This is a genomic window from Ostreibacterium oceani, assembly GCF_009362845.1.
In the GTDB taxonomy this organism is placed as follows: Bacteria; Pseudomonadota; Gammaproteobacteria; order Cardiobacteriales; family Ostreibacteriaceae; genus Ostreibacterium; species Ostreibacterium oceani.
Genome location: NZ_WHNW01000002.1, coordinates 344,462 through 367,438, shown reverse-complemented (window position 1 = coordinate 367,438; position 22,977 = coordinate 344,462). Strand labels below are relative to the sequence as shown.

37 protein-coding genes are annotated in these 22,977 nt (G+C 44.7%); all 37 read left to right on the top strand.

Annotation, left to right across the window (positions count from 1 at the left end):
* Positions 1-153 (top strand): EF-Tu C-terminal domain-related protein (locus GCU85_RS03335; RefSeq protein ID WP_456238561.1); only part of this gene is annotated, 153 nt, incomplete at its 5' end.
* An 8-nt stretch (positions 154-161) separates the two neighbouring features.
* On the top strand, positions 162-473 hold the full coding sequence (rpsJ, locus tag GCU85_RS03330) for a 30S ribosomal protein S10 (RefSeq protein ID WP_152809323.1): 312 nt from the start codon (positions 162-164) through the stop codon (positions 471-473).
* 77 nt (positions 474-550) lie between these two features.
* Complete coding sequence (gene rplC, locus GCU85_RS03325; protein WP_152809321.1) at positions 551-1,192, top strand: 50S ribosomal protein L3; 642 nt, start codon at positions 551-553, stop codon at positions 1,190-1,192.
* Between the two features lie 8 nt (positions 1,193-1,200).
* The gene (rplD, locus tag GCU85_RS03320) at positions 1,201-1,815 is read left to right on the top strand and encodes a 50S ribosomal protein L4 (RefSeq protein ID WP_152809320.1); all 615 of its coding nucleotides are present in this window, start codon (positions 1,201-1,203) and stop codon (positions 1,813-1,815) included.
* On the top strand, positions 1,812-2,099 hold the full coding sequence (gene rplW / locus GCU85_RS03315; RefSeq protein WP_152809318.1) for a 50S ribosomal protein L23: 288 nt from the start codon (positions 1,812-1,814) through the stop codon (positions 2,097-2,099). The genes rplD and rplW overlap by 4 nt, the downstream gene beginning before the upstream one ends.
* A 10-nt stretch (positions 2,100-2,109) precedes the next feature.
* Positions 2,110-2,937 carry a 50S ribosomal protein L2 gene (rplB, locus tag GCU85_RS03310; protein ID WP_152809316.1) on the top strand — a complete coding sequence of 276 codons (828 nt, stop codon included), beginning with the start codon at positions 2,110-2,112 and terminating at the stop codon, positions 2,935-2,937.
* A gap of 20 nt (positions 2,938-2,957) precedes the next feature.
* The gene (gene rpsS, locus GCU85_RS03305; protein WP_152809314.1) at positions 2,958-3,230 is read left to right on the top strand and encodes a 30S ribosomal protein S19; all 273 of its coding nucleotides are present in this window, start codon (positions 2,958-2,960) and stop codon (positions 3,228-3,230) included.
* A gap of 2 nt (positions 3,231-3,232) precedes the next feature.
* A complete protein-coding gene (gene rplV, locus GCU85_RS03300; RefSeq protein ID WP_152809312.1) occupies positions 3,233-3,568 on the top strand; it encodes a 50S ribosomal protein L22 in 336 nt (111 codons plus the stop codon).
* Between the two features lie 11 nt (positions 3,569-3,579).
* On the top strand, positions 3,580-4,269 hold the full coding sequence (gene rpsC / locus GCU85_RS03295) for a 30S ribosomal protein S3 (RefSeq protein WP_152809311.1): 690 nt from the start codon (positions 3,580-3,582) through the stop codon (positions 4,267-4,269).
* A gap of 6 nt (positions 4,270-4,275) precedes the next feature.
* A complete protein-coding gene (rplP, locus tag GCU85_RS03290; protein WP_152809309.1) occupies positions 4,276-4,689 on the top strand; it encodes a 50S ribosomal protein L16 in 414 nt (137 codons plus the stop codon).
* Positions 4,689-4,892 carry a 50S ribosomal protein L29 gene (rpmC, locus tag GCU85_RS03285; RefSeq protein ID WP_152809307.1) on the top strand — a complete coding sequence of 68 codons (204 nt, stop codon included), beginning with the start codon at positions 4,689-4,691 and terminating at the stop codon, positions 4,890-4,892. Before rplP ends, rpmC begins: the two co-directional genes overlap by 1 nt.
* A 1-nt stretch (position 4,893) precedes the next feature.
* Complete coding sequence (gene rpsQ / locus GCU85_RS03280) at positions 4,894-5,151, top strand: 30S ribosomal protein S17 (RefSeq protein WP_152809305.1); 258 nt, start codon at positions 4,894-4,896, stop codon at positions 5,149-5,151.
* A gap of 9 nt (positions 5,152-5,160) precedes the next feature.
* Entirely contained in the window at positions 5,161-5,529 is a 369-nt protein-coding gene (gene rplN / locus GCU85_RS03275; RefSeq protein WP_152809303.1) for a 50S ribosomal protein L14, read from the top strand.
* An 8-nt stretch (positions 5,530-5,537) separates the two neighbouring features.
* A complete protein-coding gene (rplX, locus tag GCU85_RS03270; RefSeq protein WP_152809301.1) occupies positions 5,538-5,837 on the top strand; it encodes a 50S ribosomal protein L24 in 300 nt (99 codons plus the stop codon).
* 9 nt (positions 5,838-5,846) lie between these two features.
* The gene (gene rplE / locus GCU85_RS03265) at positions 5,847-6,386 is read left to right on the top strand and encodes a 50S ribosomal protein L5 (protein WP_152809299.1); all 540 of its coding nucleotides are present in this window, start codon (positions 5,847-5,849) and stop codon (positions 6,384-6,386) included.
* 12 nt (positions 6,387-6,398) lie between these two features.
* On the top strand, positions 6,399-6,704 hold the full coding sequence (rpsN, locus tag GCU85_RS03260; protein WP_152809297.1) for a 30S ribosomal protein S14: 306 nt from the start codon (positions 6,399-6,401) through the stop codon (positions 6,702-6,704).
* 201 nt (positions 6,705-6,905) lie between these two features.
* On the top strand, positions 6,906-7,298 hold the full coding sequence (gene rpsH / locus GCU85_RS03255; RefSeq protein WP_328592784.1) for a 30S ribosomal protein S8: 393 nt from the start codon (positions 6,906-6,908) through the stop codon (positions 7,296-7,298).
* Between the two features lie 13 nt (positions 7,299-7,311).
* Positions 7,312-7,845: a 50S ribosomal protein L6 gene (gene rplF / locus GCU85_RS03250; RefSeq protein ID WP_152809294.1), complete on the top strand. Its 534-nt coding sequence runs from the start codon at positions 7,312-7,314 to the stop codon at positions 7,843-7,845.
* Positions 7,846-7,856: 11 nt separating this feature from the next.
* Complete coding sequence (rplR, locus tag GCU85_RS03245; protein WP_152809292.1) at positions 7,857-8,210, top strand: 50S ribosomal protein L18; 354 nt, start codon at positions 7,857-7,859, stop codon at positions 8,208-8,210.
* Positions 8,211-8,216: 6 nt separating this feature from the next.
* Positions 8,217-8,726, top strand: coding sequence for a 30S ribosomal protein S5 (rpsE, locus tag GCU85_RS03240; RefSeq protein WP_152809289.1), 510 nt, complete (start codon positions 8,217-8,219; stop codon positions 8,724-8,726).
* Positions 8,723-8,902, top strand: coding sequence for a 50S ribosomal protein L30 (gene rpmD, locus GCU85_RS03235; protein ID WP_152809287.1), 180 nt, complete (start codon positions 8,723-8,725; stop codon positions 8,900-8,902). The genes rpsE and rpmD overlap by 4 nt, the downstream gene beginning before the upstream one ends.
* Before the next feature lies 1 nt (position 8,903).
* Positions 8,904-9,332 (top strand): 50S ribosomal protein L15, encoded by a 429-nt coding sequence (gene rplO / locus GCU85_RS03230; RefSeq protein WP_152809285.1) that lies wholly within the window; start codon positions 8,904-8,906, stop codon positions 9,330-9,332.
* A gap of 3 nt (positions 9,333-9,335) precedes the next feature.
* Positions 9,336-10,685, top strand: a complete 1,350-nt coding sequence (gene secY / locus GCU85_RS03225) for a preprotein translocase subunit SecY (protein WP_152809283.1) — start codon at positions 9,336-9,338, stop codon at positions 10,683-10,685.
* A gap of 22 nt (positions 10,686-10,707) precedes the next feature.
* A complete protein-coding gene (gene rpmJ / locus GCU85_RS03220) occupies positions 10,708-10,824 on the top strand; it encodes a 50S ribosomal protein L36 (protein ID WP_152809281.1) in 117 nt (38 codons plus the stop codon).
* Positions 10,825-10,912: 88 nt separating this feature from the next.
* Complete coding sequence (gene rpsM, locus GCU85_RS03215) at positions 10,913-11,269, top strand: 30S ribosomal protein S13 (protein WP_152809279.1); 357 nt, start codon at positions 10,913-10,915, stop codon at positions 11,267-11,269.
* Between the two features lie 14 nt (positions 11,270-11,283).
* Positions 11,284-11,673 (top strand): 30S ribosomal protein S11, encoded by a 390-nt coding sequence (gene rpsK, locus GCU85_RS03210; RefSeq protein WP_152809277.1) that lies wholly within the window; start codon positions 11,284-11,286, stop codon positions 11,671-11,673.
* Between the two features lie 18 nt (positions 11,674-11,691).
* Positions 11,692-12,312, top strand: a complete 621-nt coding sequence (rpsD, locus tag GCU85_RS03205; protein WP_152809275.1) for a 30S ribosomal protein S4 — start codon at positions 11,692-11,694, stop codon at positions 12,310-12,312.
* Positions 12,313-12,330: 18 nt separating this feature from the next.
* A complete protein-coding gene (locus GCU85_RS03200; RefSeq protein WP_152809273.1) occupies positions 12,331-13,293 on the top strand; it encodes a DNA-directed RNA polymerase subunit alpha in 963 nt (320 codons plus the stop codon).
* A gap of 13 nt (positions 13,294-13,306) precedes the next feature.
* Positions 13,307-13,723, top strand: coding sequence for a 50S ribosomal protein L17 (gene rplQ, locus GCU85_RS03195; protein WP_152809271.1), 417 nt, complete (start codon positions 13,307-13,309; stop codon positions 13,721-13,723).
* Between the two features lie 344 nt (positions 13,724-14,067).
* The gene (cgtA, locus tag GCU85_RS03190) at positions 14,068-15,096 is read left to right on the top strand and encodes an Obg family GTPase CgtA (RefSeq protein WP_152809269.1); all 1,029 of its coding nucleotides are present in this window, start codon (positions 14,068-14,070) and stop codon (positions 15,094-15,096) included.
* Between the two features lie 80 nt (positions 15,097-15,176).
* Positions 15,177-16,322 (top strand): glutamate 5-kinase, encoded by a 1,146-nt coding sequence (gene proB / locus GCU85_RS03185; protein ID WP_152809267.1) that lies wholly within the window; start codon positions 15,177-15,179, stop codon positions 16,320-16,322.
* A gap of 83 nt (positions 16,323-16,405) precedes the next feature.
* Positions 16,406-17,227: a TatD family hydrolase gene (locus GCU85_RS03180; protein WP_152809265.1), complete on the top strand. Its 822-nt coding sequence runs from the start codon at positions 16,406-16,408 to the stop codon at positions 17,225-17,227.
* Positions 17,228-17,317: 90 nt separating this feature from the next.
* Positions 17,318-18,208: a hypothetical protein gene (locus GCU85_RS03175; RefSeq protein WP_152809263.1), complete on the top strand. Its 891-nt coding sequence runs from the start codon at positions 17,318-17,320 to the stop codon at positions 18,206-18,208.
* 267 nt (positions 18,209-18,475) lie between these two features.
* A complete protein-coding gene (locus tag GCU85_RS03170) occupies positions 18,476-19,258 on the top strand; it encodes a cytochrome C assembly family protein (protein WP_152809261.1) in 783 nt (260 codons plus the stop codon).
* 19 nt (positions 19,259-19,277) lie between these two features.
* Positions 19,278-20,564 (top strand): HlyC/CorC family transporter, encoded by a 1,287-nt coding sequence (locus GCU85_RS03165; protein ID WP_218110507.1) that lies wholly within the window; start codon positions 19,278-19,280, stop codon positions 20,562-20,564.
* Positions 20,554-22,431, top strand: coding sequence for a polysaccharide biosynthesis protein (locus GCU85_RS03160; protein ID WP_152809256.1), 1,878 nt, complete (start codon positions 20,554-20,556; stop codon positions 22,429-22,431). Before GCU85_RS03165 ends, GCU85_RS03160 begins: the two co-directional genes overlap by 11 nt.
* A 3-nt stretch (positions 22,432-22,434) precedes the next feature.
* Entirely contained in the window at positions 22,435-22,851 is a 417-nt protein-coding gene (locus tag GCU85_RS03155; RefSeq protein ID WP_152809253.1) for a beta-lactamase hydrolase domain-containing protein, read from the top strand.
* The last annotated feature ends 126 nt before the right edge of the window (positions 22,852-22,977 follow it).

Sequence of the window (22,977 nt, the reverse complement as noted above, 5' to 3'; positions counted from 1 at the left end):
CCTGCAGACGTTGAGATGGTTATGCCAGGTGATAACATCAAGATTGAAGTTGAGTTGATTGCACCGATTGCGATGGATGAGGGATTGCGATTTGCGATTCGTGAAGGTGGTCGTACCGTAGGTGCTGGCGTCGTCTCTAAAATTGTTGCGTAAGGCGAGTTATGACTAATCAAAAAATCAGAATCCGTTTAAAGTCTTTTGATCACAAATTAATTGATGCATCAGCAAAAGAAATTGTAGAAACAGCGAAGCGCTCTGGTGCGCAGGTGAAGGGTCCAATTCCTTTGCCTGTGCAAAAGGAGATTCACACAATTCTCATTTCGCCGCACGTTAATAAAGATGCGCGTGATCAATATGAAATCCGCACCTACAAACGGTTAATGGATATTATCAAGCCAAACGAAAAAACAATTGATGCATTAACTAAGCTTGATTTAGCCGCAGGTGTTGACGTAAAGATAGAATTAGATTAAGATATGCCCCCCTTAGGGTTTGAGCGAAGAGGGACCCCATCCCTCCTCTCGCTTTTTTATTTTTGAGGTAAATAAATATGAAAATGGGAGTTATAGGTTATAAGGAAGGCATGACACGTGTCTTTCAAGAGGACGGTAGTGCAGTGCCAGTGACGGTTATTCGCGTTCCGCAAAATGTGGTAGTAACACATAAAACAGTAGAAAAAGATGGGTACACGGCGGTTCAAGTTGCGTTTGGTAAGCAAAAGCCATCGCGTTTGAGTAAGCCAGAAATAGGCCACTTTGCTAAAAACAGTGTTGAGGTTGGTGCTGGTCTGTCAGAATTTCGCGTTGAAGCGTCAGAGTTAGCTAACTACGAGTTGGGCGCTGAGATTCCATTGTCGTTGTTTACTGCAGGCGCGCGAGTCGATGTGCGCGGTGTTAGCATTGGTAAAGGCTTTGCAGGGACGGTAAAACGCCATAATTTTAGTATGCAACGTGCAACACACGGTAACTCACTATCGCATCGTGTCCCTGGCTCAATCGGTCAGTGTCAGACACCAGGCCGCGTTTTTAAAGGTAAAAAAATGGCAGGGCATATGGGTGCGGTTAAAAAATGCATTCAAAATTTAGAAATTGTTGAAGTGAACGAGGAAAAAGGCTACCTTTTAGTAAAGGGCGGTGTGCCTGGCCATAAAAATGGCCGACTTGTCATCAACGCTTCTGTGAAATCGAAATAGGTGGCGTCATGCAAGTAGAATTAAAAAATATAAATGGCAGGTCTGGCACGGTAGATTTGAGCGATAGCGTTTTCGCGGTCGACTATAATGAAAACTTGGTTCATCAGATTGTGGTTGCTTATCAGGCGGCAGGTCGTCAGGGGACCAAAGGCCAGAAATCTCGCTCAGATGTTTCGGGTGGCGGGGCGAAGCCTTGGCGTCAAAAGGGTACAGGTCGTGCGCGCGCTGGAACATCGAGAAGCCCAATTTGGCGCAAAGGTGGTGTAACATTTGCCGCAGTTAACCGTGACTATTCGCAAAAAGTAAACAAAAAAATGTATCGCGCTGCAATGCGAGCGATTTTTTCTGAGCTGTTGCGCTCTGACCGATTGGTGATTGCCGATGGTTTGGCGGTTGAGCAGCCTAAGACCAAAAAATTCCTCGAGACATTCCAAGATTACCAAGGTAAATTGCTTTTGCTGATTGATGAAGAGGTAAATGTAGATACCTATTTGTCATCTCGTAATGTGCCTAAGGTAAATATGACCGATGTTGTTGCGATTGACCCTGTGTCGCTTATTCGCCATGATTTGGTCGTTGTTTCAGAGGCAGCTGTTAAGAAAATAGAGGAGTGGTTAGCATGAACAAAGAACGAATTTTTGAAATTATTCGTGCGCCGCATGTGACTGAAAAAACTGCTGCCACAGAAAAACAGTTGGTCTTTAAAGTTGATCCGACTGCAACAAAGGCAGAAATTAAGGCGGCGGTTAAGACGTTATTTGAAGTCGATGTGTTGTCCGTGCGAGTGGTCAATCGAAAAGGTAAGCAAAAGTCTTTTCGAGGCCGAGCTGGCAAGCGGGTAAATATCAAGCTTGCTTACATAGGCTTGTCAGAGGCGATTGATTACGAACAGATTATGGCGGATTGAGGAGTATAAAATGGCAGTAATTAAACGAAAACCAACATCCGCAGGACGTCGATTTGTTGTTGATGTAAGGGATGATAGCTTGCATAAAGGCGCACCTTACGGACCGCTGACAGAGAAAAAAACACGCTCTGGTGGGCGCAACAATATGGGACGAATTACGGTTCGTCATCGTGGCGGTGGTCATGCGCAAAAATATCGTGTAATAGATTTTAAGCGCAATAAAGATGGTATCCTTGCTAAGGTTGAGCGTCTTGAGTATGATCCTAACCGTACGGCTAATATTGCGTTGTTGCTATATGCTGATGGTGAGCGTCGCTATATACTAGCGCCAAAAGGGTTGAAAGCAGGCGATGCGGTTCAATCTGGTGAGAATGTTCCGATTAAAGTGGGGAACACGTTGGCGCTTAGAAATATCCCGGTAGGTACAACAGTACATTGCCTAGAGATGAAGCCTGGTAAAGGTGGTCAATTAGCACGTAGTGCTGGTGCAAGTGTGCAACTGGTTGCACGTGAAGGGGCTTATGCCACAGTTAAGCTTCGCAGCGGTGAGCGCCGTAAGGTGTTGTTAGACTGCAAGGCGACGATTGGTGAAGTCGGCAATGCTGAGCATGCGCTACGTGTGCTAGGTAAGGCTGGTGCGACACGCTGGAGAGGCGTTCGGCCAACTGTCCGTGGCGTAGTGATGAACCCTGTAGATCACCCGCATGGTGGTGGTGAAGGTCGTACGTCTGGTGGTCGTCATCCCGTGTCACCATGGGGAACACCAACCAAAGGTTATAAGACGCGTTCTAATCGACGCACAGAGAAATTTATTGTTCAGCGCCGCAAAGGGCGTTAATTAATTGAGGTGAGACAAGAATGCCACGTTCATTAAAGAAAGGTTACTTTATCGACCACCACCTTGAAAAGAAGGTGATAGATGCGGTAGAAAGCGGCAATAAAAAGCCGATAAAAACTTGGTCGCGACGCTCAATGATTATTCCAGATATGATTGGTCTAACATTGGCGGTGCATAATGGTAAACAACATGTACCTGTTTTGGTCAATGAGAATATGATTGGTCATAAGCTTGGGGAATTCGTGCCAACACGAAATTATCGCGGTCATGTTGCGGACAAAAAGGGTAGGTAGAGATGGAAGCAGTAGCAAAACATAAAGGTGCGAGACTTTCTGCGCAAAAAGCGCGTTTAATTGCAGATCAAATTCGTGGTAAACAAGTTGAAGAAGCATTAACTTTACTCGCATTTAGTCCGAAAAAAGGCGCAAAGATAATCAGCAAAGTACTAAAGTCCGCTGCAGCAAATGCAGAGGACGTGTTCGGTGCGGATATTGATGAGTTACGTGTTGCTGAGATACAAGTCGGCGAAGGTATTACGTTGAAGCGTTTTCGTGCGAGAGCGAAAGGTCGTGGAACGAGAATACTGAAGCGTACGAGCAATATTCAGATTTTGGTTAAATCCATTAATTAGGAGAAAATATTATGGGTCAAAAAGTACATCCGGTAGGAATGCGCCTAGGTATTTCTTCTGATTGGTCATCAAAATGGTACGCAGAAGGTAGGCGGTACGCTGATTACCTTGAGTCAGATATTAATATTCGTAATTATATCCGCGAAAAATTAAAAAACGCATCGGTGTCTCGCATTGAGATCGAGCGAGCGCGTGACGTTGTTTCTGTGACGATTTTTACGGCGCGTCCAGGTATTGTTATCGGTAAGAAAGGCGAAGATATCGGTCGCTTAAAGGTAGACATATCAAATAAATTTAAAGTTAACGCCAATATCAATATCGAAGAAATTCGCAAGCCAGAACTTGACGCTTACTTAGTTGCAGAAGGTATTTGTCAGCAGCTAGAAAAGCGAGTTATGTTCCGTCGTGCAATGAAGCGTTCAGTTGCGAGCACAATGCGATTAGGCGCGCTAGGTATTAAAATTAATGTTGCTGGTCGCTTAAACGGCGCAGAAATCGCGCGTGCTGAGTGGGTTAGAGAAGGCAGAGTGCCGCTACATACGCTGCGTGCTAATATCGATTATGGCTTTGCTGAGGCGTTAACGGGGTACGGTATTATCGGCGTGAAAGTCTGGATTTACAAAGGTGAGGCTAGTGCTACAGACGCGGATACGTCAGATAGAGCAGGCAAAAAGCCGCCGCGTAAAACGAAAAGAGGGTAATTAGCGATGTTGCAACCAAAAAAAACAAAATTTAGAAAACAACATAAGGGCAAAAATCGCGGGCTAGCCACGAGTGGCAATAAAGTGAGCTTTGGTGAGTTTGGTCTTAAATGTACCACGCGAGGTCGCGTAACAGCACGTCAAATTGAGGCTGCACGTCGAGCTATTAACCGTCACATCAAACGTGGTGGTAAAGTGTGGATACGTATTTTTCCTGATGTGCCAGTGACCAGTAAGCCGTTAGAGGTTCGTCAAGGTAAAGGTAAGGGGAACGTGGAATATTGGGCGGCGAAAGTCCAGCCAGGGACAGTGCTTTATGAGATGGAAGGCGTGAGCGAAGAACTAGCGCGTGAGGCCTTTACGCTAGCGGCAGCTAAGCTCCCTGTTAAAACAGTATTTGTTACAAGAACGGTGATGTGATGAAAAAAGCAGAAATTAAAGCGTTGACAGAAAAAACAGTGGACGAGTTACAGGCGCAGTTGCTTGAACTCAAAGAATCACAGTTCAAATTGCGCATTCGTCACAAAACAGGTCAATTAGAGCAAACCCACGAGGTTAGAGAAGTGCGAAGAGATATTGCACGTATTAAGCATGCTCTGGGCGCAAAAACACAGGTGAGTTAAAATGACTGCAGAAAAAACACAAAGAAGGCTGGTTGGTAAAGTCGCAAGCGATAAAGGTGATAAAAGCATCACTGTCTTAATTGAGCGCAAGGTTGAGCACCCTGTGTATGGCAAGTATCAAAAAAAGACAACGCGTTGTCATGTTCATGATGAAAACAATGAATGTGCTATTGGCGATGTGGTTTCAATCGAGCAAACGCGTCCAATTTCCAAGACGAAAACTTGGAAGTTAGTTGAAATTTTAGAAAAGGCAAGGTAGGGCTGAGTTATGATACAAATGCAAACACGGTTAAGCGTAGCTGACAATAGCGGTGCTAAAGAAGTTATGTGTATCAAAGTGCTTGGTGGATCGCATCGTCGCTACGCTGGTATAGGGGACATTATTAAAGTCTCAGTGAAAGAAGCTATCCCGCGCGGAAAAGTTAAAAAAGGTGATGTCTACAATGCACTGGTCGTTAGAACGAGAAAAGGCGTTAGACGCAGTGATGGGTCGGTGATTCGCTTTGATAGCAATGCCGCGGTCATTTTAAACGCAAAGCACGAACCTATCGGGACGCGTGTATTCGGACCAGTTGCCCGAGAATTGCGTGCAGGTAACCATATGAAAATCATTTCTTTAGCTCCTGAAGTACTATAGGTAACAACATGAATCGAATTAAAAAAGGCGATGAAGTTATCATTATCGCAGGAAAAAATAAAGGTAACACAGGCACGGTTGAATCAGTTAAAGATGATAGAGTTGTCATTACAGGACAAAACTTGGTCACCAAACATATCAAAGGCAATCCGATGACAGGTGAAACTGGTGGCTTGATTAAAAAGGAAGCCGCTATCCATACTTCTAATGTGATGTTGGTGGAGGATGGCAAAGGTGTAAGAGTAGGATTTCGGGATGAGGCGGGTAAGAAGGTTCGCTTTTCGAAGAAATCTGGCGCAACGATATAGGTGGGAATGATGGCAAGATTAAAAACTATGTATCGTGAGACGATTGCCAATGAGCTGCAATCAAGCCTGGGTGCGCCAAGTATTATGGCGGTACCTAAGCTAGAGAAAATCACGCTAAATATGGGTGTGGGCGAAGCCGTTGCCGATAAAAAAATTATCGAGCGAGCAATGGCCGACTTAGCAACAATTACGGGTCAAAAACCGATTATTACCTTGTCTAAAAAGTCAGTTGCAGGATTTAAGATTCGTGATGGTTGGCCGATTGGATGCAAAGTCACGTTACGCGGTGAAAAAATGTATGAATTTTTGGATCGTTTGGTTAATGTCGCCATACCGCGAATTCGAGATTTTCGCGGGCTTAATGCCAAGGCATTTGATGGGCGTGGCAACTACAATATGGGCGTCAAGGAACAGATTATGTTCCCTGAGATTGACTTTGAAAAAATCGATGCAATTCGTGGTTTAGATATTGCAATCACAACAACAGCGAAAACTGATGATGAAGCGAGACAGCTACTGTCTGCCTTTGGTTTTCCTTTTAGAACATAGGTAGATAGGTTAATGGCTAAAAAAAGTATGATTAATCGTGAGGCAAAACGCGCCAAAATGGTAGCGAAATATGCCGACAAACGTGCGACCCTTAAGCAAATTATTGCAAACCCAGAAACGACGGATGAGGCAAGGACCGAAGCGCAATTAAAGCTTCAGAAATTACCTAGAGATGCATCGCCTGTTAGAATTCAGCGGCGTTGTCGCGTGACGGGTCGTCCGCATGCCGTCTATAGAAAATTTGGGCTTTGCCGCAACAAATTGCGCGAACATGCAATGGAAGGTGAAGTACCCGGTTTACGTAAAGCAAGCTGGTAAAATTCGCTCGCTAGACGTCGCCATTGACACTTAGTAAGCGCATAACAGAGATTGTGCTTGCATTTGTTGTGTTAAGTGGCTATTATTCACCTCCCTTACTTGGCATAATTGCTATGGGAAGATGAATAATGATAGTGTTAAGTACATACTGGAGATAGCGCTGCGCTAAGCCCAGTTACTGAAAACTTTAGAGGTAAATATATTATGATGAGTGATCCGATAGCTGATATGCTAACGCGTATCCGCAATGCACAGTCTGTTGGTAAAGCAACAGTTAGTATGCGTGCATCGAAGTTAAAGGCGGCAATCGCCAACGTACTAAAAGAGGAAGGTTACATAGTAGATTTTCGGCAAGATGAAGGTCCTAAATCACAACTAACGATTACGCTGAAATACTTTCAAGGCCGTCCTGTTATTGAAGAAATTAATCGTGTGTCCCGCCCTGGGTTACGACGATATAAATCAAAAGATGAGTTGCCAAGTGTAAAAGGTGGATTGGGTATAGCGGTAGTTTCTACTTCCCATGGCGTCATGACCGAACGATCAGCCAGAGCCAAAGGGCTCGGTGGCGAGATTGTTTGCGAAGTTTATTAAAGGTGGTGTTTCGATGTCAAGAATAGCTAAAAATCCAATTCCATTAATAGCGGGTGTAAAAATCTCTATTGATGACCGCACTGTCACAGTCGAGGGTAAAAATGGTCAGTTGTCCATGCAACTTCATGATTCAGTGACAATCGCGCAAAGTGAAGACCAGTTAACCGTTGCACCAAAGATACAAGATCGTCCTTCTTGGGCAATGGCTGGGACAATGCGTTCGCTGGTCAACAATATGCTAATCGGTGTCTCTCAAGGTTATGAGAAAAAATTGAAATTGATTGGTGTTGGTTATCGTGCGGCCATCCAAGGTAATCGTTTAAATCTAACGCTGGGCTTTTCTCATCCAATAGATTTTGAAATACCTGAAGGCATTAAGGTCGATGCGCCTAGCCAGACAGATTTGGTGATTTCTGGAGCAGATAAACAGCTCGTGGGTGAGGTAGCGGCGAAAATCCGTGCCTTTAGACCGCCAGAGCCATACAAAGGCAAAGGGGTTCGTTATGCTGATGAGCAAATTAAGCTCAAAGAAGCGAAGAAAAAATAGGGTGGCATGAGATGAATAAAAAACAAGCAAAAATTCGTAGAGGTCTTCGTGCCCGTACGGCGATGAAAACAAGAGGTGATACGCGCTTGGTTGTCAATAAAAGCAGCCGTCACATCTATGCACAGGTTGTTGCTGCTGAAGGTGGCAAGGTTCTCGCTTCGGCATCTACGCTAAACGCCGATATCAAAGGGGCGACAAATTATACTGGTAATATCGATGCGGCTGAGGCGGTTGGTAAAGCGGTTGCTGAAAAAGCGGTTGCAGCGGGTGTAAAAAAAGTTGCATTTGACCGTTCGGGTCACAAGTACCATGGCCGTATAAAGCGGCTTGCTGATGCTGCGCGTGAAGCGGGCTTAGATTTTTAAGAGGTTATGATGGCAGAGAATATACGAAATGAACAGCCTGAGTTTATTGAAAAGCTCGTAGAGGTGAACCGCGTATCCAAGGCGGTCAAAGGGGGAACTAACTTTGCGTTTACCGCCTTAGTCGTTGTCGGCGATGGGCAGGGTAAGGTTGGGTTTGGTTATGCAAAAGCCAAAGAAGTCCCTGTTGCAATTCAAAAAAGCATGGAAAAAGCCAAAAGTAGCATGGTGCAAGTCAGTCTGTATGAAGGGACGTTACAGCACCCGATTGCCATTAAAAATGGCGCAGTGGATTTGTATATGCAGCCCGCTTCATCTGGTACGGGTGTCATCGCTGGCGGCGCTATGCGTGCCGTTTTTGAAGTGGTTGGCGTGAAAGATGTCTTGGCGAAATGCAATGGCACTCGAAATAAGGGTAATGTTGTCAGAACAACAATCAAAGCGTTACAAGAAATGTCTTCCCCTAAGTATGTTGCTGATAAGCGAGGCAAGAAAATTTCAGAGGTTTTAGGCTCATGAGTAAAGTAAAAGTAACATTAGTCAAGAGTATGCACGGACGTAAAAAAGGGCACAAAGAATGTGTTCGAGGTCTTGGGTTGCGTAAAATGCATCATACCGTTGAGGTGTTAGACACGCCTGAGAACCGTGGCATGATCAATAAAGCCTATTATATGCTCAAAGTAGAGGAGGCATAAGATGGAATTAAATAATCTTACCCATGCGGGCAGTCGTACTGAACGTAAACGAGTAGGTCGTGGAATAGGCTCAGGTTTAGGCAAGACTTGTGGTCGTGGACACAAAGGGCAAAAGTCTCGCTCAGGCGGCTATCATAAAGTCGGGTTTGAGGGCGGACAAATGCCATTGCAGCGCCGTTTGCCTAAGGTTGGCTTTACGTCGCGTAAAAAATTAACATCAGCCCGTTTGCCGATTTCGGCGTTAAATAAATTGTCAGGTGAAGTTACCTTGGCGCGTTTGATCGAAGAAAATCTAATTGCAGGTTCTGCTAAGCGCTGTAAAATTTACTTGTCAGGTGAGCTTGCGTCTAATGTCCAAATTAAAGGCATTGCAGTCTCTGCAGGCGCTAAGGCGATGATTGAAAGCGCTGGTGGAAGCGTAAGCGAGTAAACCATGTCTAAAGCGAAATTAGGGCAAAGGCCAGGGCAAAAAACTGGACTTGGTTCAGAGTTGGGCCAACGGCTCCTCTTTGTGATTGCGGCTATTATCATTTATCGTTTGGGGACTTATATTCCCATCCCAGGTATGAATATGGCAGATATCCAAGATGCAATTAATAATCGAGATGCTGGCGACTTAAGCGCGTTTGCAAACCTGTTTTCAGGGGGGGCAATTGAGCGGATGTCAATTTTCGCCTTAGGTGTAATGCCCTATATTTCTGCGTCGATTGTGATTCAGCTACTTTCGCATATGCCAGGTAAACTCAAGGATCTGCGACAAAGCGGAACGCAAGGTCGTCGTAAGATTCTCCAGTATACGAGGTATTTGACTTTGGCGGTTGCCTTTTTTCAGGGTGTGGCGTTGTGCTTGGCTTTTCAGGAGCGAGCCTTGTACGCGGGGCCGGCGTTTTGGTTAGTCGGTGGCTTTACCTTTGCTTGCGGTGCGATGTTTTTGATGTGGCTAGGCGAGCAAATTAACGAGCGCGGCATCGGCAATGGGATTTCTATTTTGATTTTGGCTGGTATTGTGGCCTCTATGCCGTCGGTGTTTGGTGGGCTTGTTTCTAGCGCCAAATCGGGCGATGTTTCAACGGCGTTGGTATTGGCAATTTTTGCCATCATTGTGGCGCTATTTGTGGTGATTGTGTTTGTGGAGACTTCTCAGAGACGCATACCCATCCACTACGCAAGGCAGCAAACTGGTATGGCGATGGGGCAAAACGCACCTTATTTGCCGTTAAAAGTTAATTTGGCGGGTGTAATTCCCGTGATATTTGCCACTGCAATTATCATCCTTATTGGGGCCGTCTTGTCCTTTATGAGTAATCTGGATGTACTTAACGAAGGGTTGGGCGGTTCATTCACCCGTTATATGGGGCTGGCAACTGCTAAAATGCAAAGTGGGCAACCGATTTATATTTTGATATTCGGCTTGTTAATCGTTGCCTTTACCTTCTTTTACACAGGTTTGGTGTTTGAGAACAAAGAGTTGGCGGATGACTTGAAAAAATCAGGCGCTTTTATACAAGGGGTGCGCCCTGGTAAGGCAACTGCTGATTATATTGACCACGTGCAGAGTCGTTTGACGATGGTTGGTGCGATTTATTTGGCTGGCGTTGTCTTGTTACCAGAGGTCTTTAACATGAATCAAAGTAATTCTGTATTACTACAATTTGGTGGTGCGTCTATCTTGATTATTGTGGTAGTCATTATGGATTTGGTACAAAAAATTCAAGCAATGCGAATGTCAACACAGTATGAATCGTTGATGAAAAAATCGCATTTAGGTCGAAAACGAACATAATTAATTTAAATAGGTGGTGACAATGAAAGTAGGAGCATCTGTAAAACCAATCTGCAAAGATTGTAAAGTAATACGCCGAAATGGCGCAATCCGTGTGATTTGTAAGGCAAATCCACGACACAAGCAACGCCAAGGTTGATTTTTAATTTAAATAAAGCTTGCATTTGCACGGGATTGGTGTAAAATTTTGCACCTTTCTTTTACTGAAATAAACTAGGAGAAGTTGAATGGCTCGTATAGCTGGTATTAATATTCCAGTGCACAAACATGCTGATATTGCACTGACTGCCGTTTACGGTATTGGTCGCAAAACAGCCATTGATATTTGTGCTGCGGTTGGGGTTAGTCCGTCAACCAAGATAAAAGATTTGACCGATGATCAAATTGAAAAAATTCGCGCGCAGGTTGGTGAATATACAGTGGAAGGCGATCTTCGTCGTGAGAAAGCGATGGATATTAAACGTCTGATGGATTTGGGTTGCTACCGTGGATTGAGGCACCGACGTGGTCTGCCTTGTCGTGGTCAGCGAACAAAGACAAATGCACGTACCCGAAAGGGCCCACGTAAACCAATTAAGCGTTAATTATAGGTTAAATCATGGCTAAATCACCAACTAAAACAAAAAGAAAAGTTAAAAAAGTGGTAACCGAAGGGGTTGCGCACATACAGGCTTCTTTTAATAACACGATTGTGACGATTACCGATAACCAAGGTAATGCGCTCGCATGGGCGACATCAGGCGGCTCAGGCTTTCGTGGTTCACGAAAAAGCACCCCGTTTGCGGCACAGGTTGCTGCTGATCGTGCAGGCGCTATCGCGAAAGAGTACGGTATGCAAACATTGCATGTGAATGTGAAAGGACCAGGTCCTGGTCGAGAAGCTGCGGTTCGTTCTTTAAATGCTGCTGGGTTTAATATTCATACGATAACGGACGTGACCCCCATTCCACATAATGGCTGCCGTCCGCCAAAAAAACGTCGTGTATAACGCAGAAGGAGAAAGATAATGGCCAGATATATAGGACCAAAATGTAAATTAAGCCGTCGCGAAGGCGTAGATCTTGAGTTAAAGTCAGGGATTCGTTCGCTAGACTCTAAATGTAATATGAGTGCGAAACCAGGTCAGCATGGAGCAGGTCGTGGACGCTTGTCAGATTATGGGTTGCAACTTCGTGAGAAACAAAAACTACGTCGTACTTATGGTATTTTAGAAAAGCAGTTCCGTAACTACTTCAAAAAAGCATCTTCTTCTAAGGGTTCAGCGGGTGAAAATTTGTTGAGATTGCTTGAGTGTCGTTTGGATAATGTGGTTTATCGTATGGGTTACGCATCAACGCGTGCTGAGGCCCGTCAGTTGGTGTCACATGGCGCTATACTGGTGGATGGCGCACGTGTTAATGTCCCTTCTTTTCAGGTAAAAGCAGGTATGACCGTTGCGGTGAGAGAAAAATCACGTAATCAAGAGCGTATCCAAAATGCGTTAGCCCTTGCTGAAAGTCGTGAGGCAGTAGACTGGATGGAAGTCGATAACAAAAAAATGAGTGGTGAATTCAAACGTGTGCCAGATCGAATTGATTTATCGGCAGATATTAACGAGTCGCTGGTTGTTGAGCTTTACTCGAAATAATAGAAATTAGGAGTAGGTATGAATTCTGTTTTACTACAACCACGTAATATCTCGGTAGAAGGAGATGGCGTTACGTCTAAGGTTGTACTTGAGCCTTTGGCCAGAGGGTTTGGCCATACATTAGGCAACGCGTTACGTCGAATCTTACTCTCTTCTATGGAAGGTGCCGCCGTCGTTGAATGTGAGATTGAAGGTGTGTTGCATGAATATGCAACCATCGAAGGTGTCCAAGAAGACGTGATGGATATTTTGCTGAATTTACGTTCACTAGCGATTAGAATGCCCGAAGGTGATGAGGCGACAATCAGTGTTTCTGTAAAAAAATCTGGCGTTGTTACTGCGGGTGACTTTGAGTTGCCACATAATGTGGAGATTGTAAATCCTGAGCAAGTTATTGCAACAGTGACTCAAAATAAACCTTTTTCTATTACCTGTAAAGTCGAGAAAGGCGTTGGGTATCGCCCAGCGGCTTCTATCGAAGATAGCGAGGAAGGTCAGCGAATTGGTCGGTTGCGTGTGGATGCGTTATTCAGTCCAATTAGTCGAGTCGCCTATCGTGTAGAGTCGGCAAGACTTGAGCAACAAACCGATTTAGACAAGCTTATTCTTGAGATTGAAACGAATGGTGCGATTGAGCCAGAGCAAGCGGTCAGTCAAGCGGCATTGCTATTGCACAAGCAGATTGCGGTATTTGTCGATATTGAAGAAGAGTTGCAAGAGTCTATTGAAGAAGAGCAGGTGCAAATTGATCCTGTTTTGCTTCGCTCGATAGATGATTTAGAGTTGACAGTGCGCTCTGCGAATTGTCTAAAAGCAGAAAAAATTGATTGTGTTGGCGAATTGGTCCAGCGTACCGAGATGGAATTATTAAAAACGCCGAATCTCGGGAAAAAGTCGTTGAATGAGATCAAAGACGTGCTAAACCAGCATGGCCTAAGACTTGGTATGGTTTTGGAAAATTGGCCTCCCGCTAAAAAATAATAAAGGTAATGTGATGAGACATAAAAAATCCGGTCGACAACTAAATAGAAATAGCTCACATCGTAAGGCGATGTTTCGTAATATGGCGTGTTCTTTGATTGAACATGGCATCATTAAAACAACTTTGCCAAAGGCAAAGGAATTACGCCGTGTGGTAGAGCCGCTAATTACGCATGCCAAGAAAAATGACAATGTTCAAGGCCGTCGCCATGCATTTGATCATATGCGAGATGATGCGGCAGTGCAAAAATTATTCAATGAAATTGCCCCCCTTTCTAAAACACGTAATGGCGGTTATGTGCGTATTTTGAAATGCGGTTTTAGAACTGGCGACAATGCGCCAATGGCATATGTTGAGTTAGTTGATCGCCCTCAGCCTGTGGTTGCTTCAGATGGCGAAGAAAATAGTGCAGGTCAAGAAGCTGAATAAGTAACCCTCGGTTATTTACTGCTGCAAAAAACGCCCGCCTTTGCGGGCGTTTTTTGATTAGAAATACCGAAAGTTCTGCTGGGTATCCCTTATTAAGGCGCGAAGGGTTTGTTCGATAAGTGGTTTGTAACAGGCTGTTTGATTTACATCGGCATGCAATAGCATAATCAGGTCGCATCAGCATACCGCAGTATCCATCAATATTCATTAGTATCCATTAGTATGGGGGGTGTAATGGCTGTCAATTGATGGTAGCTTGCGGCGGTAACGGCGGGTGCAGAACGGGGTAAATACCCGCTATCATATTAAGGTTTAGAGAATTTTTGGGATTTTGGGAGTTTTGCATGAAATTTGTTGATGAAGCGATTATTATGGTTCGCGCTGGTAAGGGTGGAAACGGTGCGGTCAGTTTTCATCGAGAAAAATTCGTGCCATTTGGCGGGCCTGATGGTGGTGATGGTGGCGATGGGGGTAGTATATATGTCAAAGCCAGTACCGCGCTGAACACGTTATCAGAGTTTCGCTATAAACGAAAGTTTTTTGCAGCCGATGGTTCGGCTGGCAAAGGCGGAAATTGTACTGGTGCAGCAGGGGAGGACCTTGTTTTGTTGGTCCCTGTTGGGACGATGATATTTGATGAAGAGGAAGACCGTTTGATTGCTGACTTAACCACCGAGGGGCAGGTTCAGCTGATTGCTCAAGGCGGCTACCATGGCTTGGGTAACACCCGTTATAAATCATCAACAAATCGTGCGCCAAGGCAATCAAAGCCAGGCTCTGCTGGCGAAGAACGGATGCTCCGACTCGAGTTAAAAGTCCTTGCTGACGTTGGATTGTTGGGGTTACCAAATGCAGGGAAATCAACTTTTATTTCTGCCGTATCTCACGCGCGCCCGAAAATTGCTGATTATCCATTTACTACACTGCATCCCAATTTGGGTGTCGTGGCATTAAGCCCAATTAGTAGTTTTGTCATCGCCGATATTCCAGGATTGGTTGAAGGTGCCGCTGAAGGTCATGGCTTAGGGATACAGTTTTTAAAACACCTGTCTCGCACCTCTATTTTGTTGCATATTGTTGACGCTTCACCTTATTCTGATAGCGGTGGGGATGTGCTTGGTGATATAATTAAGATTAGTAATGAGCTCAAAAAATACAGCGCGGAAGTCGCCGAAAAACCACGTTGGTTGGTATTAAATAAGGTCGAGATGCGCTCTGCTGAGGCATTAGATGCATTGATGTCAGAAATTAAACAAGAATTGCGATGGACGGGGCCTATTTATGCGATTTCTGCGCTTGCAAAGCAAGGGACTCAGCCATTATGCCAAGCAATTATGGCTTATTTGTCGACTGAAGAAGACGTGTTTTTATAAAGGTAGGTACCGGAAACTGGCTTTCGCTGGTTTTAGAGGTGCTTATTGCGATGATTAATTGACGCTACCTGTGTGAAAAAATGGATGACCAACAATTTAAAGCGCCGCTAGAAAGCGCGGTAAACAGCCCCGTTTGGGTGATTAAAATCGGCTCTGCCATACTGACCGATTATGGCAAGACAATCGATCGAGCGCTAATTACTGCATTGGCGCAGCAAATCAGCCAGTTGCGTCAGGCGGGTAAGCAGGTGATTTTGGTGTCATCAGGGGCGATTGCGGCAGGAATACAAAAGTTAGGCTGGGCAGAAAAACCAAGTGCATTACCAAAACAACAAGCTGCGGCGGCTGTAGGGCAGGCGGTATTAGCGCGGGTTTATGAAGAGATTTTTTTCACCCAAGGCATACAAACGGCGCAAATATTGCTGACACACGAAGACGCCGCAGACCGCAAACGTTATTTAAATATTCGCGCAACAGTTAATGCATTGTTAGATAGCGGCATTTTGCCAATTGTTAACGAGAATGATACGGTATCTTTTGATGAAATTCGTTTTGGTGACAATGATAATTTAGGGGCAATGGTGGCTAATTTAACGCATGCTGGTATGTATGTGATTCTAACTGACCAAAATGGGCTGTATGATGCCGACCCGCGTGAGCATCCAAGTGCCAAATTGGTGCGTTATGATTTTGCCGATAATCCTATGCTGGACACGTATATTGGGCAGTCTAAATCAACGCTAGGCTCAGGCGGTATGCTGACTAAGCTGCAGGCTGCGAGAAAGGCCATGAACTCAGGCACAGCGACTGCCATTACGCATGGTCATCGGGGAAACAATATCGTGAGCTTATTGACGGGTGATTTTGAAGGCACGTTGCTTTTCTCACACCAAGGTGTGCCTGCTAAAAAACAATGGCTAGCCAGTCAATTGCAGACACGGGGTACATTGATTGTCGACGAAGGCGCCGCACAGGCGTTGCTGGCACAAGGTAAAAGTCTACTTAGTATTGGTATTGTCAGGATTGCAGGTCATTTCCCTCGTGGCGCGATTGTCTCGGTGGTTGATAATAAAGGAATTGAAATCGCTAAAGGTATTGTTAATTATGGGTCGCAAGACCTTGAGAAAATCATCGGAATACCCAGTTATGAAATCGCCAATGTTCTAGGTTTTGTGCTAGAAAAACATATTATTCATCGCGATAACTTGGCGTTGGTTTCAGGTTAATAATAACCCATTTTTTGACAATGGATGTGGCTGCGGGGGTGGCTGCGGGGGTGGATGCGGGTTGAGTACGGGGGTGAGTACGGATGTGGATAGACACGCATAATCATTTTGATGCGCCTGATTTTGATCTTAACAGGCAAAAAAAGTGGCAACAGGCACAAGCCCTAGGTGTCAGCGCTCAATGCTTGATGGGGGTTAGGCTGGGCGATTTGTCGCGCCAGGTCCGTGTCGCAGACGAATTGCCAGATACCTATTTTGCGCTAGGGCTGCACCCACTGTTTGTTGGTGAATTGGTGCTTGATGCCGCGATAGCGGTGTTAACGCACACGATTGAGCGCTACCTCAATCACCCCAAATTTATTGGTATTGGCGAAATTGGTCTAGATGGGCGCAAAGCGCATGGTGGTAAGTTATCTGTGCCATTGGAAAAGCAATGCGCGTTTTTCAAAGCGCAGTTGGCCTTGGCGTACGACTATGATTTGCCAGTGTTTATGCACAGCGTTAAAGCAGAGGACAAGGTGTTGCAATACTGTAAAAGAGTCGGTGTGCGGCGAGGGATTGCGCATGCTTTTGGCGGCAGCGAACAGCAGGCGCGCCAATTTATTACACAAGGCTTTAAACTCGGGGTTGGTGGTGCAATGACCTATCCGCGTGCAAAAAAATACCAGCGTTTGATTCAAACGCTACCGTTGTCGGCGTTTGTTTTAGAGACCGATGCGCCCGATATGCCCCCCGTTTGGATAAAGGATGGTGCCAATCAGGTGAGTGAGTTACCCCGTATTGCGGCGACGTTTGCTGAAATTCGTGGGGTAACACCCAATGAGCTAGTGCCTGTGATATGGCAAAACACGGGTGCAGTTGTCCCTGCTATTGCCGCGCTGAATTGTATTAAAATTAGTATGTAGTGAGGGAGTCACTTTAGGCGGGATATAATAGAAGCTTGTATGTGCAATGAATTGATTGTATAATACTTATTTATTATTTGACCGTTAGCAATGGCGACAATTACATACGCACATTTCCCGAAGCCATCCACAGAATCAACAAATCCCTCGCAAGATAATGTTGAACGACTGTATCCAGATGAATACGTCGATGAAAAACATTACAGAAACATATTTTGCCCAGAATGTAAGGAACCACTAACAAGAATTCCCAGAAGAAAAAGTAAAACTGTAAATGGAAAAACTGCCTATTTTAAGCATTATAAAAGTGATGTAGAGTGCTCTTGGCATAAAAGAAAACCTAACGGGATAAATTTTCTAAATAAGCATGAAACGCAACAAGCTATTAAAGACGAAAATTTACTCATATTGTCTAAGTGGTCATCAGTATCAGAATCTGAAAATAAGGAAACTTCTGACAAAAATGATATAAGTGAAAATTCGCACTCAGATGAGTTGATTAGCAACGCACTAGGTGGGTATGAGGGGGCGGAGATACCGTCCGCTAACAGGATAACCTCAGTAAAAACAATAGTTGAAAATATAGAAACCTATATGGAAAAAGCGATTGTTTTTCCTGGAAGCAAACGGGCAATAAGAATTAAATCGTTATTGAAATCACTTGATGCTGATGACCTTCAGATTGACGATTCCAACAGTTATTTGTATGTTGGGAGAATAGAAACTTTTGTAAGGGGTAAAATCTGGCACTTTTTAAATCTCGCCAAGAAAAAACGTGCTTTCAGAGTACAGCCGGAAATAAGCAAAAGCCGAGGGTTTAATCAGCAGGGTTGTGCAGGGCGAATGGTGATTGCATATGGAATGTTACCAGCTTATAACTCACAGGTGTATCTTGAAATAAGACACCTCGGTCAAGTTGCTTTTGTCCCCAAAGAGAACGAAGAATTAGTTTTGGAATTAATGGCTAGTAATAAAAAATAGAGGAAAGTATTCAAATAATACTTCCGTATATAATCTCTAAATTGCCTTAAAAGCCGATTGAAAACCGACTGAATTCATTGTGTGGGTGGGCAGCCACCAAGGCGTTTTCAGTTCGCTGAAAATCAGCTGGAAATGGATGCGCCGAGCAGTTAAGATTCCGCGAGGGCGCGTTGTAAATTAGACCGACCGTAAATTACCTAATATTATCAACTTCGGCTATAATAGGCGCTTTAATAGATGAGATAGTAGGGATTAAATCGTGATAATATGCTAGTGGCTTTGTTCGCGTTTGTCGGGTACATGGCTTCGGTTTTTTGCTTGACGCAATCATCGTATTCGAGGGCAGTTATCTATACGGCGATGGCAGTAGCGTTAGGCTTTCATGCGTTACAGGTGGCGAGCCTAGTGGGCGGTATCTTTTATGATACGGCGGTAATGGGGATGCTGTCACTCTTGACTTTTAGTATGGTGGCGATTGGTGCAGTGCTCTACATTGTGCGCCATGACTCGGTGACGTATTGTGTGCTTGCGCTAATCGCGGCGATTTGTGTCTGGCTACCGGTGTGGATACACAGCGAAAGCGTCATTGTCACCAGCGGCAAACTGAGAATTCATGTTGTCTTGTCTATGGCAGCGTATATTGCCTTGGGTTATGCTGCGTTGTATGCGAGTTTTTGGTTGTTTAAAAATCGCAGTGTACGCCAAATTAAATCGGTGAGTGTATTACGCTTGCCGCTTGCTTATATTGAGCGCGCAATGGTGCTATCGGCGACAGTGGGGGCGTTGATGTTGACGTTGTCTTTGGCGACAGGGGTACTGTTTATTCGTGATATATGGGGGCAGCATTTGGCGCATAAGCTATTTTTTGGTTTGCTTGCATGGCTGATTATTGTTGGTTTTTTATTTTTGCATTATTATCGAGGGTTTCGTGGCAAAAAAGGCGCATTTATGTTGCTAAGTGGATTCGTGTTTTTGGTGTTGGCTTATTTTGGCAGTGCGTTTGTTTTGCAAATCCTACTGGATAAACAAGTCAATCTAATTGATTCATAGTGAAAATAGGAAATTTCTAGTGTCTTCGATTCCCACCTACCTATTAGTCATCATATTAGTCCTTTTGCTCTTTTGTTCGGCGTTTTTTTCAGGCTCCGAAACCAGCATGATGCGCTTAAATCGGCACCGCTTAAAGCACTTAGCGCAGACTGGCGATATTCGAGCGGCACGTGCCTTGGCACTACTTAAACGCCCTGATAGACTGTTGGGCGTTATACTGCTGGGCAATAATATTATTAATATTTTTGCGGCATCGCTTGCGACCATTATCGGTTTGCGATTGTGGGGTGATGCCGGTATATTTATTATGACGTTGGTGCTGACTTTACTTATACTGATTTTCGGAGAGGTTGCGCCCAAAACGTTTGCGGCGCTATATGCCGAAAAATTTGCATTCCCAGCCAGTTGGTTTTTGCGTGTGCTGCTAAAGTTACTGTACCCTGTCGTTTGGATGGTTAATTTGCTGGCGAATGCCGTGCTAAAGCCGTTGGGACTAAAGCATTTTACGATGAGTGACGCAGCTGTCAGCAAAGAAGAGTTGCAAGCCATTTTACAAGAATCCTACGCCGAACAAGGAGAAAACCACCAAGACATGATGCTAGGGCTGCTCTATCTGGAGGATATTAATGTCGAAGATATTATGGTGGCAAGACGCGATATTATTGGCTTAGACATGACAGATGATTGGACGAATTGTCAGCAACGCATTCTATCTAGCGAACATTCACGGTTATTGGTTTACCAAGGCAATGTTGATGAAATTATCGGTGTTTTAAACATTCGCGACGTATTGTGTATTTACCGTGATAGTCTTGCGTTAGACAAGACGAATGTGACCCCGTTGATTAGAAAAGCGTATTTCGTGCCAGAAGGGACATCGCTACGCAAACAGCTACAGCAATTTCAGTACCATCAGCATCAAACGGGAATTGTAGTTAACGAATACGGTGAAGTCATTGGGCTATTGACGCTAGAAGATATACTCGAGTATGTTGTTGGTGACCTTGGGCTGCAAGAGATTGCCGAAGCAGAATCAGCCGATGAAGAGGACATCATCCAAAAATCAGCGGGCATCTATCAAGTACAAGGCAAGCTGAGTATCAATTATCTAAACAAAGAATTGGACTGGGAGTTACCGACAGATGGGCCAAAGACACTGAGTGGACTCATTCTCGAAGAGCTGGGTGTATTCCCTAGCGTCGGCACCAAAGTCAGTGTCGGTCGCTACGAATTATCGGTGTTGTCGTTTTCGGATAATCGCGTACAACAAGTATTGGTAACGGTGTTGGCAGACGATGAAGATTGAGCGATTTCCCCGGTTACTGAGGCTGTTAGCCTTGGCGTTGTTAGATAGTCTGGTGGCATTGATTGCGATTTGGATTGCCTTGGCCGTGCAATATGAAACCCTCAACCCTTATCGTCCTAGTGTTTATATGATTGCTGGGATGGTGTTGTGTTTAATTTTGGGTTTATGGATTAGCGGTGTCTATAAAACGGTACTTCGATTTGTTGGTGAGGAAGTCCTGATACGGGTGCTGATTGCAGCATTGCTGTCGGTTGGGTCTATTTATTATGCCGCTCAGTACGTTGGCTACCAAGCAGATTTGTCTTTTTGGGTGCTGTTGGTTTTGCTTTGGACGGGGGCGATTATTACGTTTCGTCGCTTTTTGCGTAGTTGGTTTATTCGTGCAAAAATTCAAACAAAACGCGAACCTGTTTTGATTTATGGCGCAGGCAGTGCGGGCAGGCAGCTCTGTGCAATGTTGCAAATGGGTTCACACCTAAAGCCTATTGCGTTTATCGATGATGATACGCGATTGTGGGGGCGTAAATTAATGGGGCTGCCGATTATTTCTCAAGAAAGCATTGCGAAAACGATTGAGAAAAAATCCGTCCATACGTTGTTATTCGCCATTCCTGCGTTGGATAAGGCGCGGCAAAAGCAGATTTTTCAAATGCTAAGCCAGTATCCACTACGTGTTCGAACGGTTCCTAGCGTTCAAGAAATTACCAGAGGCGAAAAAAAAGTAAGTGATTTGTCCGATGTCCATATCATGGACATTATTGGGCGACAGACCATCCCTGCGGATAATCAGCTATTAATGCAAGCGATTTCTGGGCTTTCGGTGATGGTGACAGGTGCGGGTGGTTCTATCGGTGCGGAATTATGTCGCCAAATTGTACGATTACAGCCTGCGCAATTAGTCGTTTTGGATATTTCTGAAATTGCGCTTTATCATCTGCAAAATACGCTAGAGGCCATCATTCAAAATGAAAACCTCGGCGTGACGGTGAAATACCAATTAGGCTCCGTTTTGCGACGCCGTCGAATGCAGCGCTTGATGCAGGATAACCAAGTCAATGTGGTCTACCATGCGGCAGCTTACAAGCACGTGCCCATTGTTGAAAACAATCCTATCGAAGGGGTGTTAAATAATGTGTTTGGTACGCATGCCGTGGTTGAAGCGGCACAGCACGCTGGGGTCGAACTGTTTATTTTAATTTCTACTGACAAAGCCGTCAGGCCAACGAATTTAATGGGCGCATCAAAGCGGGTTGCGGAGATGATTTTACAGGCAAAACACCAAAGCGGCAGCCAAACCAAATTTTCCATGGTGCGTTTTGGTAATGTGGTTGGGTCTTCTGGTTCTGTTATTCCATTGTTTCAGCAGCAAATACGCAGTGGCGGACCAGTGACTGTGACGCACCCAGAGGTAACCCGCTTTTTTATGACCATTCCTGAAGCTGCGCAATTGGTTATTCAGGCTAGTGCAATCAGTGCAGGCGGAGATGTATTTTTATTGGATATGGGAAAGCCCATTAAAATAAAAGCATTAGCAGAACAATTGATTCATTTGTCAGGTTATACGGTAAAAAATGATAGTATGGATGATGGGATCGCGATTGTCTACACGGGATTGAGACCAGGCGAGAAAATGTATGAAGAGCTGCTAATTACAGGAGAAACCGAAGCGACTTGTCATCCAATGATTAAGCGTGGCAAAGAACCCAGTATTTCAGAAGCAGATTTGACCGCTCAGCTGTTACGATTGCGCGCAGCAGCCAAAGCGTTTGATTACGAAGGGGTTGAGCAGATAGTGCATGCACTTGTGCCTGAATACATCAAAGTCAAACATGATAATCACCCGATAAACCACTATGATTACGAGTAAACTATGTTAAAAATGAAACAGCTAGATAGCCAACAATGGGTCGCCCCACAGCTACGCCCAGAGGATGCACAAGCCATTGCTGAAGCGGGTGTAAAAACAGTCGTTTGTCACCGCCCTGATGGAGAATTGCATGAGCCACATTTGATGCATGAGTCCATCTTGGACGCACTCGCTGAATTTAATATTGAGCTAATCTATCAGCCCATTGAACAGCTCAGCTATCCCGCTGTGACGGATTATAAAGCCATCATCGAGGGTTGTGCCAAGCCAGTGCTGTCTTATTGTACCACGGGTACGCGTTCTACGGTATTATGGGCGTTGATGGAAGTGATGGAAAATGCGCGCGATAAAACGGAGATTATTGTCGCCGCTGGGCAAGCGGGTTATGGGATTGCACAGTATTTGCCAGAGCATGACTAGTGTCGGTCTATCTGTCAACTTGATTGTCAGCTTGATCGTCAACGGAGAAAATTCCAGTAGATTTTCACAAGGGACGAAATAATTCCTGAGAAAGTCGCCTCTGGTGATACTAGCTGACTGCGACGA

What these genes read in the sequence shown, in the direction of transcription:
- rpsJ (WP_152809323.1), top strand. Translation starts at nt 162, where the DNA reads ATGACTAATCAAAAAATCAGAATCCGTTTAAAGTCTTTTGATCACAAA.
- rplC (WP_152809321.1), top strand. Translation starts at nt 551, where the DNA reads ATGAAAATGGGAGTTATAGGTTATAAGGAAGGCATGACACGTGTCTTT.
- rplD (WP_152809320.1), top strand. Translation starts at nt 1,201, where the DNA reads ATGCAAGTAGAATTAAAAAATATAAATGGCAGGTCTGGCACGGTAGAT.
- rplW (WP_152809318.1), top strand. Translation starts at nt 1,812, where the DNA reads ATGAACAAAGAACGAATTTTTGAAATTATTCGTGCGCCGCATGTGACT.
- rplB (WP_152809316.1), top strand. Translation starts at nt 2,110, where the DNA reads ATGGCAGTAATTAAACGAAAACCAACATCCGCAGGACGTCGATTTGTT.
- rpsS (WP_152809314.1), top strand. Translation starts at nt 2,958, where the DNA reads ATGCCACGTTCATTAAAGAAAGGTTACTTTATCGACCACCACCTTGAA.
- rplV (WP_152809312.1), top strand. Translation starts at nt 3,233, where the DNA reads ATGGAAGCAGTAGCAAAACATAAAGGTGCGAGACTTTCTGCGCAAAAA.
- rpsC (WP_152809311.1), top strand. Translation starts at nt 3,580, where the DNA reads ATGGGTCAAAAAGTACATCCGGTAGGAATGCGCCTAGGTATTTCTTCT.
- rplP (WP_152809309.1), top strand. Translation starts at nt 4,276, where the DNA reads ATGTTGCAACCAAAAAAAACAAAATTTAGAAAACAACATAAGGGCAAA.
- rpmC (WP_152809307.1), top strand. Translation starts at nt 4,689, where the DNA reads ATGAAAAAAGCAGAAATTAAAGCGTTGACAGAAAAAACAGTGGACGAG.
- rpsQ (WP_152809305.1), top strand. Translation starts at nt 4,894, where the DNA reads ATGACTGCAGAAAAAACACAAAGAAGGCTGGTTGGTAAAGTCGCAAGC.
- rplN (WP_152809303.1), top strand. Translation starts at nt 5,161, where the DNA reads ATGATACAAATGCAAACACGGTTAAGCGTAGCTGACAATAGCGGTGCT.
- rplX (WP_152809301.1), top strand. Translation starts at nt 5,538, where the DNA reads ATGAATCGAATTAAAAAAGGCGATGAAGTTATCATTATCGCAGGAAAA.
- rplE (WP_152809299.1), top strand. Translation starts at nt 5,847, where the DNA reads ATGGCAAGATTAAAAACTATGTATCGTGAGACGATTGCCAATGAGCTG.
- rpsN (WP_152809297.1), top strand. Translation starts at nt 6,399, where the DNA reads ATGGCTAAAAAAAGTATGATTAATCGTGAGGCAAAACGCGCCAAAATG.
- rplF (WP_152809294.1), top strand. Translation starts at nt 7,312, where the DNA reads ATGTCAAGAATAGCTAAAAATCCAATTCCATTAATAGCGGGTGTAAAA.
- rplR (WP_152809292.1), top strand. Translation starts at nt 7,857, where the DNA reads ATGAATAAAAAACAAGCAAAAATTCGTAGAGGTCTTCGTGCCCGTACG.
- rpsE (WP_152809289.1), top strand. Translation starts at nt 8,217, where the DNA reads ATGATGGCAGAGAATATACGAAATGAACAGCCTGAGTTTATTGAAAAG.
- rpmD (WP_152809287.1), top strand. Translation starts at nt 8,723, where the DNA reads ATGAGTAAAGTAAAAGTAACATTAGTCAAGAGTATGCACGGACGTAAA.
- rplO (WP_152809285.1), top strand. Translation starts at nt 8,904, where the DNA reads ATGGAATTAAATAATCTTACCCATGCGGGCAGTCGTACTGAACGTAAA.
- secY (WP_152809283.1), top strand. Translation starts at nt 9,336, where the DNA reads ATGTCTAAAGCGAAATTAGGGCAAAGGCCAGGGCAAAAAACTGGACTT.
- rpmJ (WP_152809281.1), top strand. Translation starts at nt 10,708, where the DNA reads ATGAAAGTAGGAGCATCTGTAAAACCAATCTGCAAAGATTGTAAAGTA.
- rpsM (WP_152809279.1), top strand. Translation starts at nt 10,913, where the DNA reads ATGGCTCGTATAGCTGGTATTAATATTCCAGTGCACAAACATGCTGAT.
- rpsK (WP_152809277.1), top strand. Translation starts at nt 11,284, where the DNA reads ATGGCTAAATCACCAACTAAAACAAAAAGAAAAGTTAAAAAAGTGGTA.
- rpsD (WP_152809275.1), top strand. Translation starts at nt 11,692, where the DNA reads ATGGCCAGATATATAGGACCAAAATGTAAATTAAGCCGTCGCGAAGGC.
- GCU85_RS03200 (WP_152809273.1), top strand. Translation starts at nt 12,331, where the DNA reads ATGAATTCTGTTTTACTACAACCACGTAATATCTCGGTAGAAGGAGAT.
- rplQ (WP_152809271.1), top strand. Translation starts at nt 13,307, where the DNA reads ATGAGACATAAAAAATCCGGTCGACAACTAAATAGAAATAGCTCACAT.
- cgtA (WP_152809269.1), top strand. Translation starts at nt 14,068, where the DNA reads ATGAAATTTGTTGATGAAGCGATTATTATGGTTCGCGCTGGTAAGGGT.
- proB (WP_152809267.1), top strand. Translation starts at nt 15,177, where the DNA reads ATGGATGACCAACAATTTAAAGCGCCGCTAGAAAGCGCGGTAAACAGC.
- GCU85_RS03180 (WP_152809265.1), top strand. Translation starts at nt 16,406, where the DNA reads ATGTGGATAGACACGCATAATCATTTTGATGCGCCTGATTTTGATCTT.
- GCU85_RS03175 (WP_152809263.1), top strand. Translation starts at nt 17,318, where the DNA reads ATGGCGACAATTACATACGCACATTTCCCGAAGCCATCCACAGAATCA.
- GCU85_RS03170 (WP_152809261.1), top strand. Translation starts at nt 18,476, where the DNA reads ATGCTAGTGGCTTTGTTCGCGTTTGTCGGGTACATGGCTTCGGTTTTT.
- GCU85_RS03160 (WP_152809256.1), top strand. Translation starts at nt 20,554, where the DNA reads ATGAAGATTGAGCGATTTCCCCGGTTACTGAGGCTGTTAGCCTTGGCG.
- GCU85_RS03155 (WP_152809253.1), top strand. Translation starts at nt 22,435, where the DNA reads ATGTTAAAAATGAAACAGCTAGATAGCCAACAATGGGTCGCCCCACAG.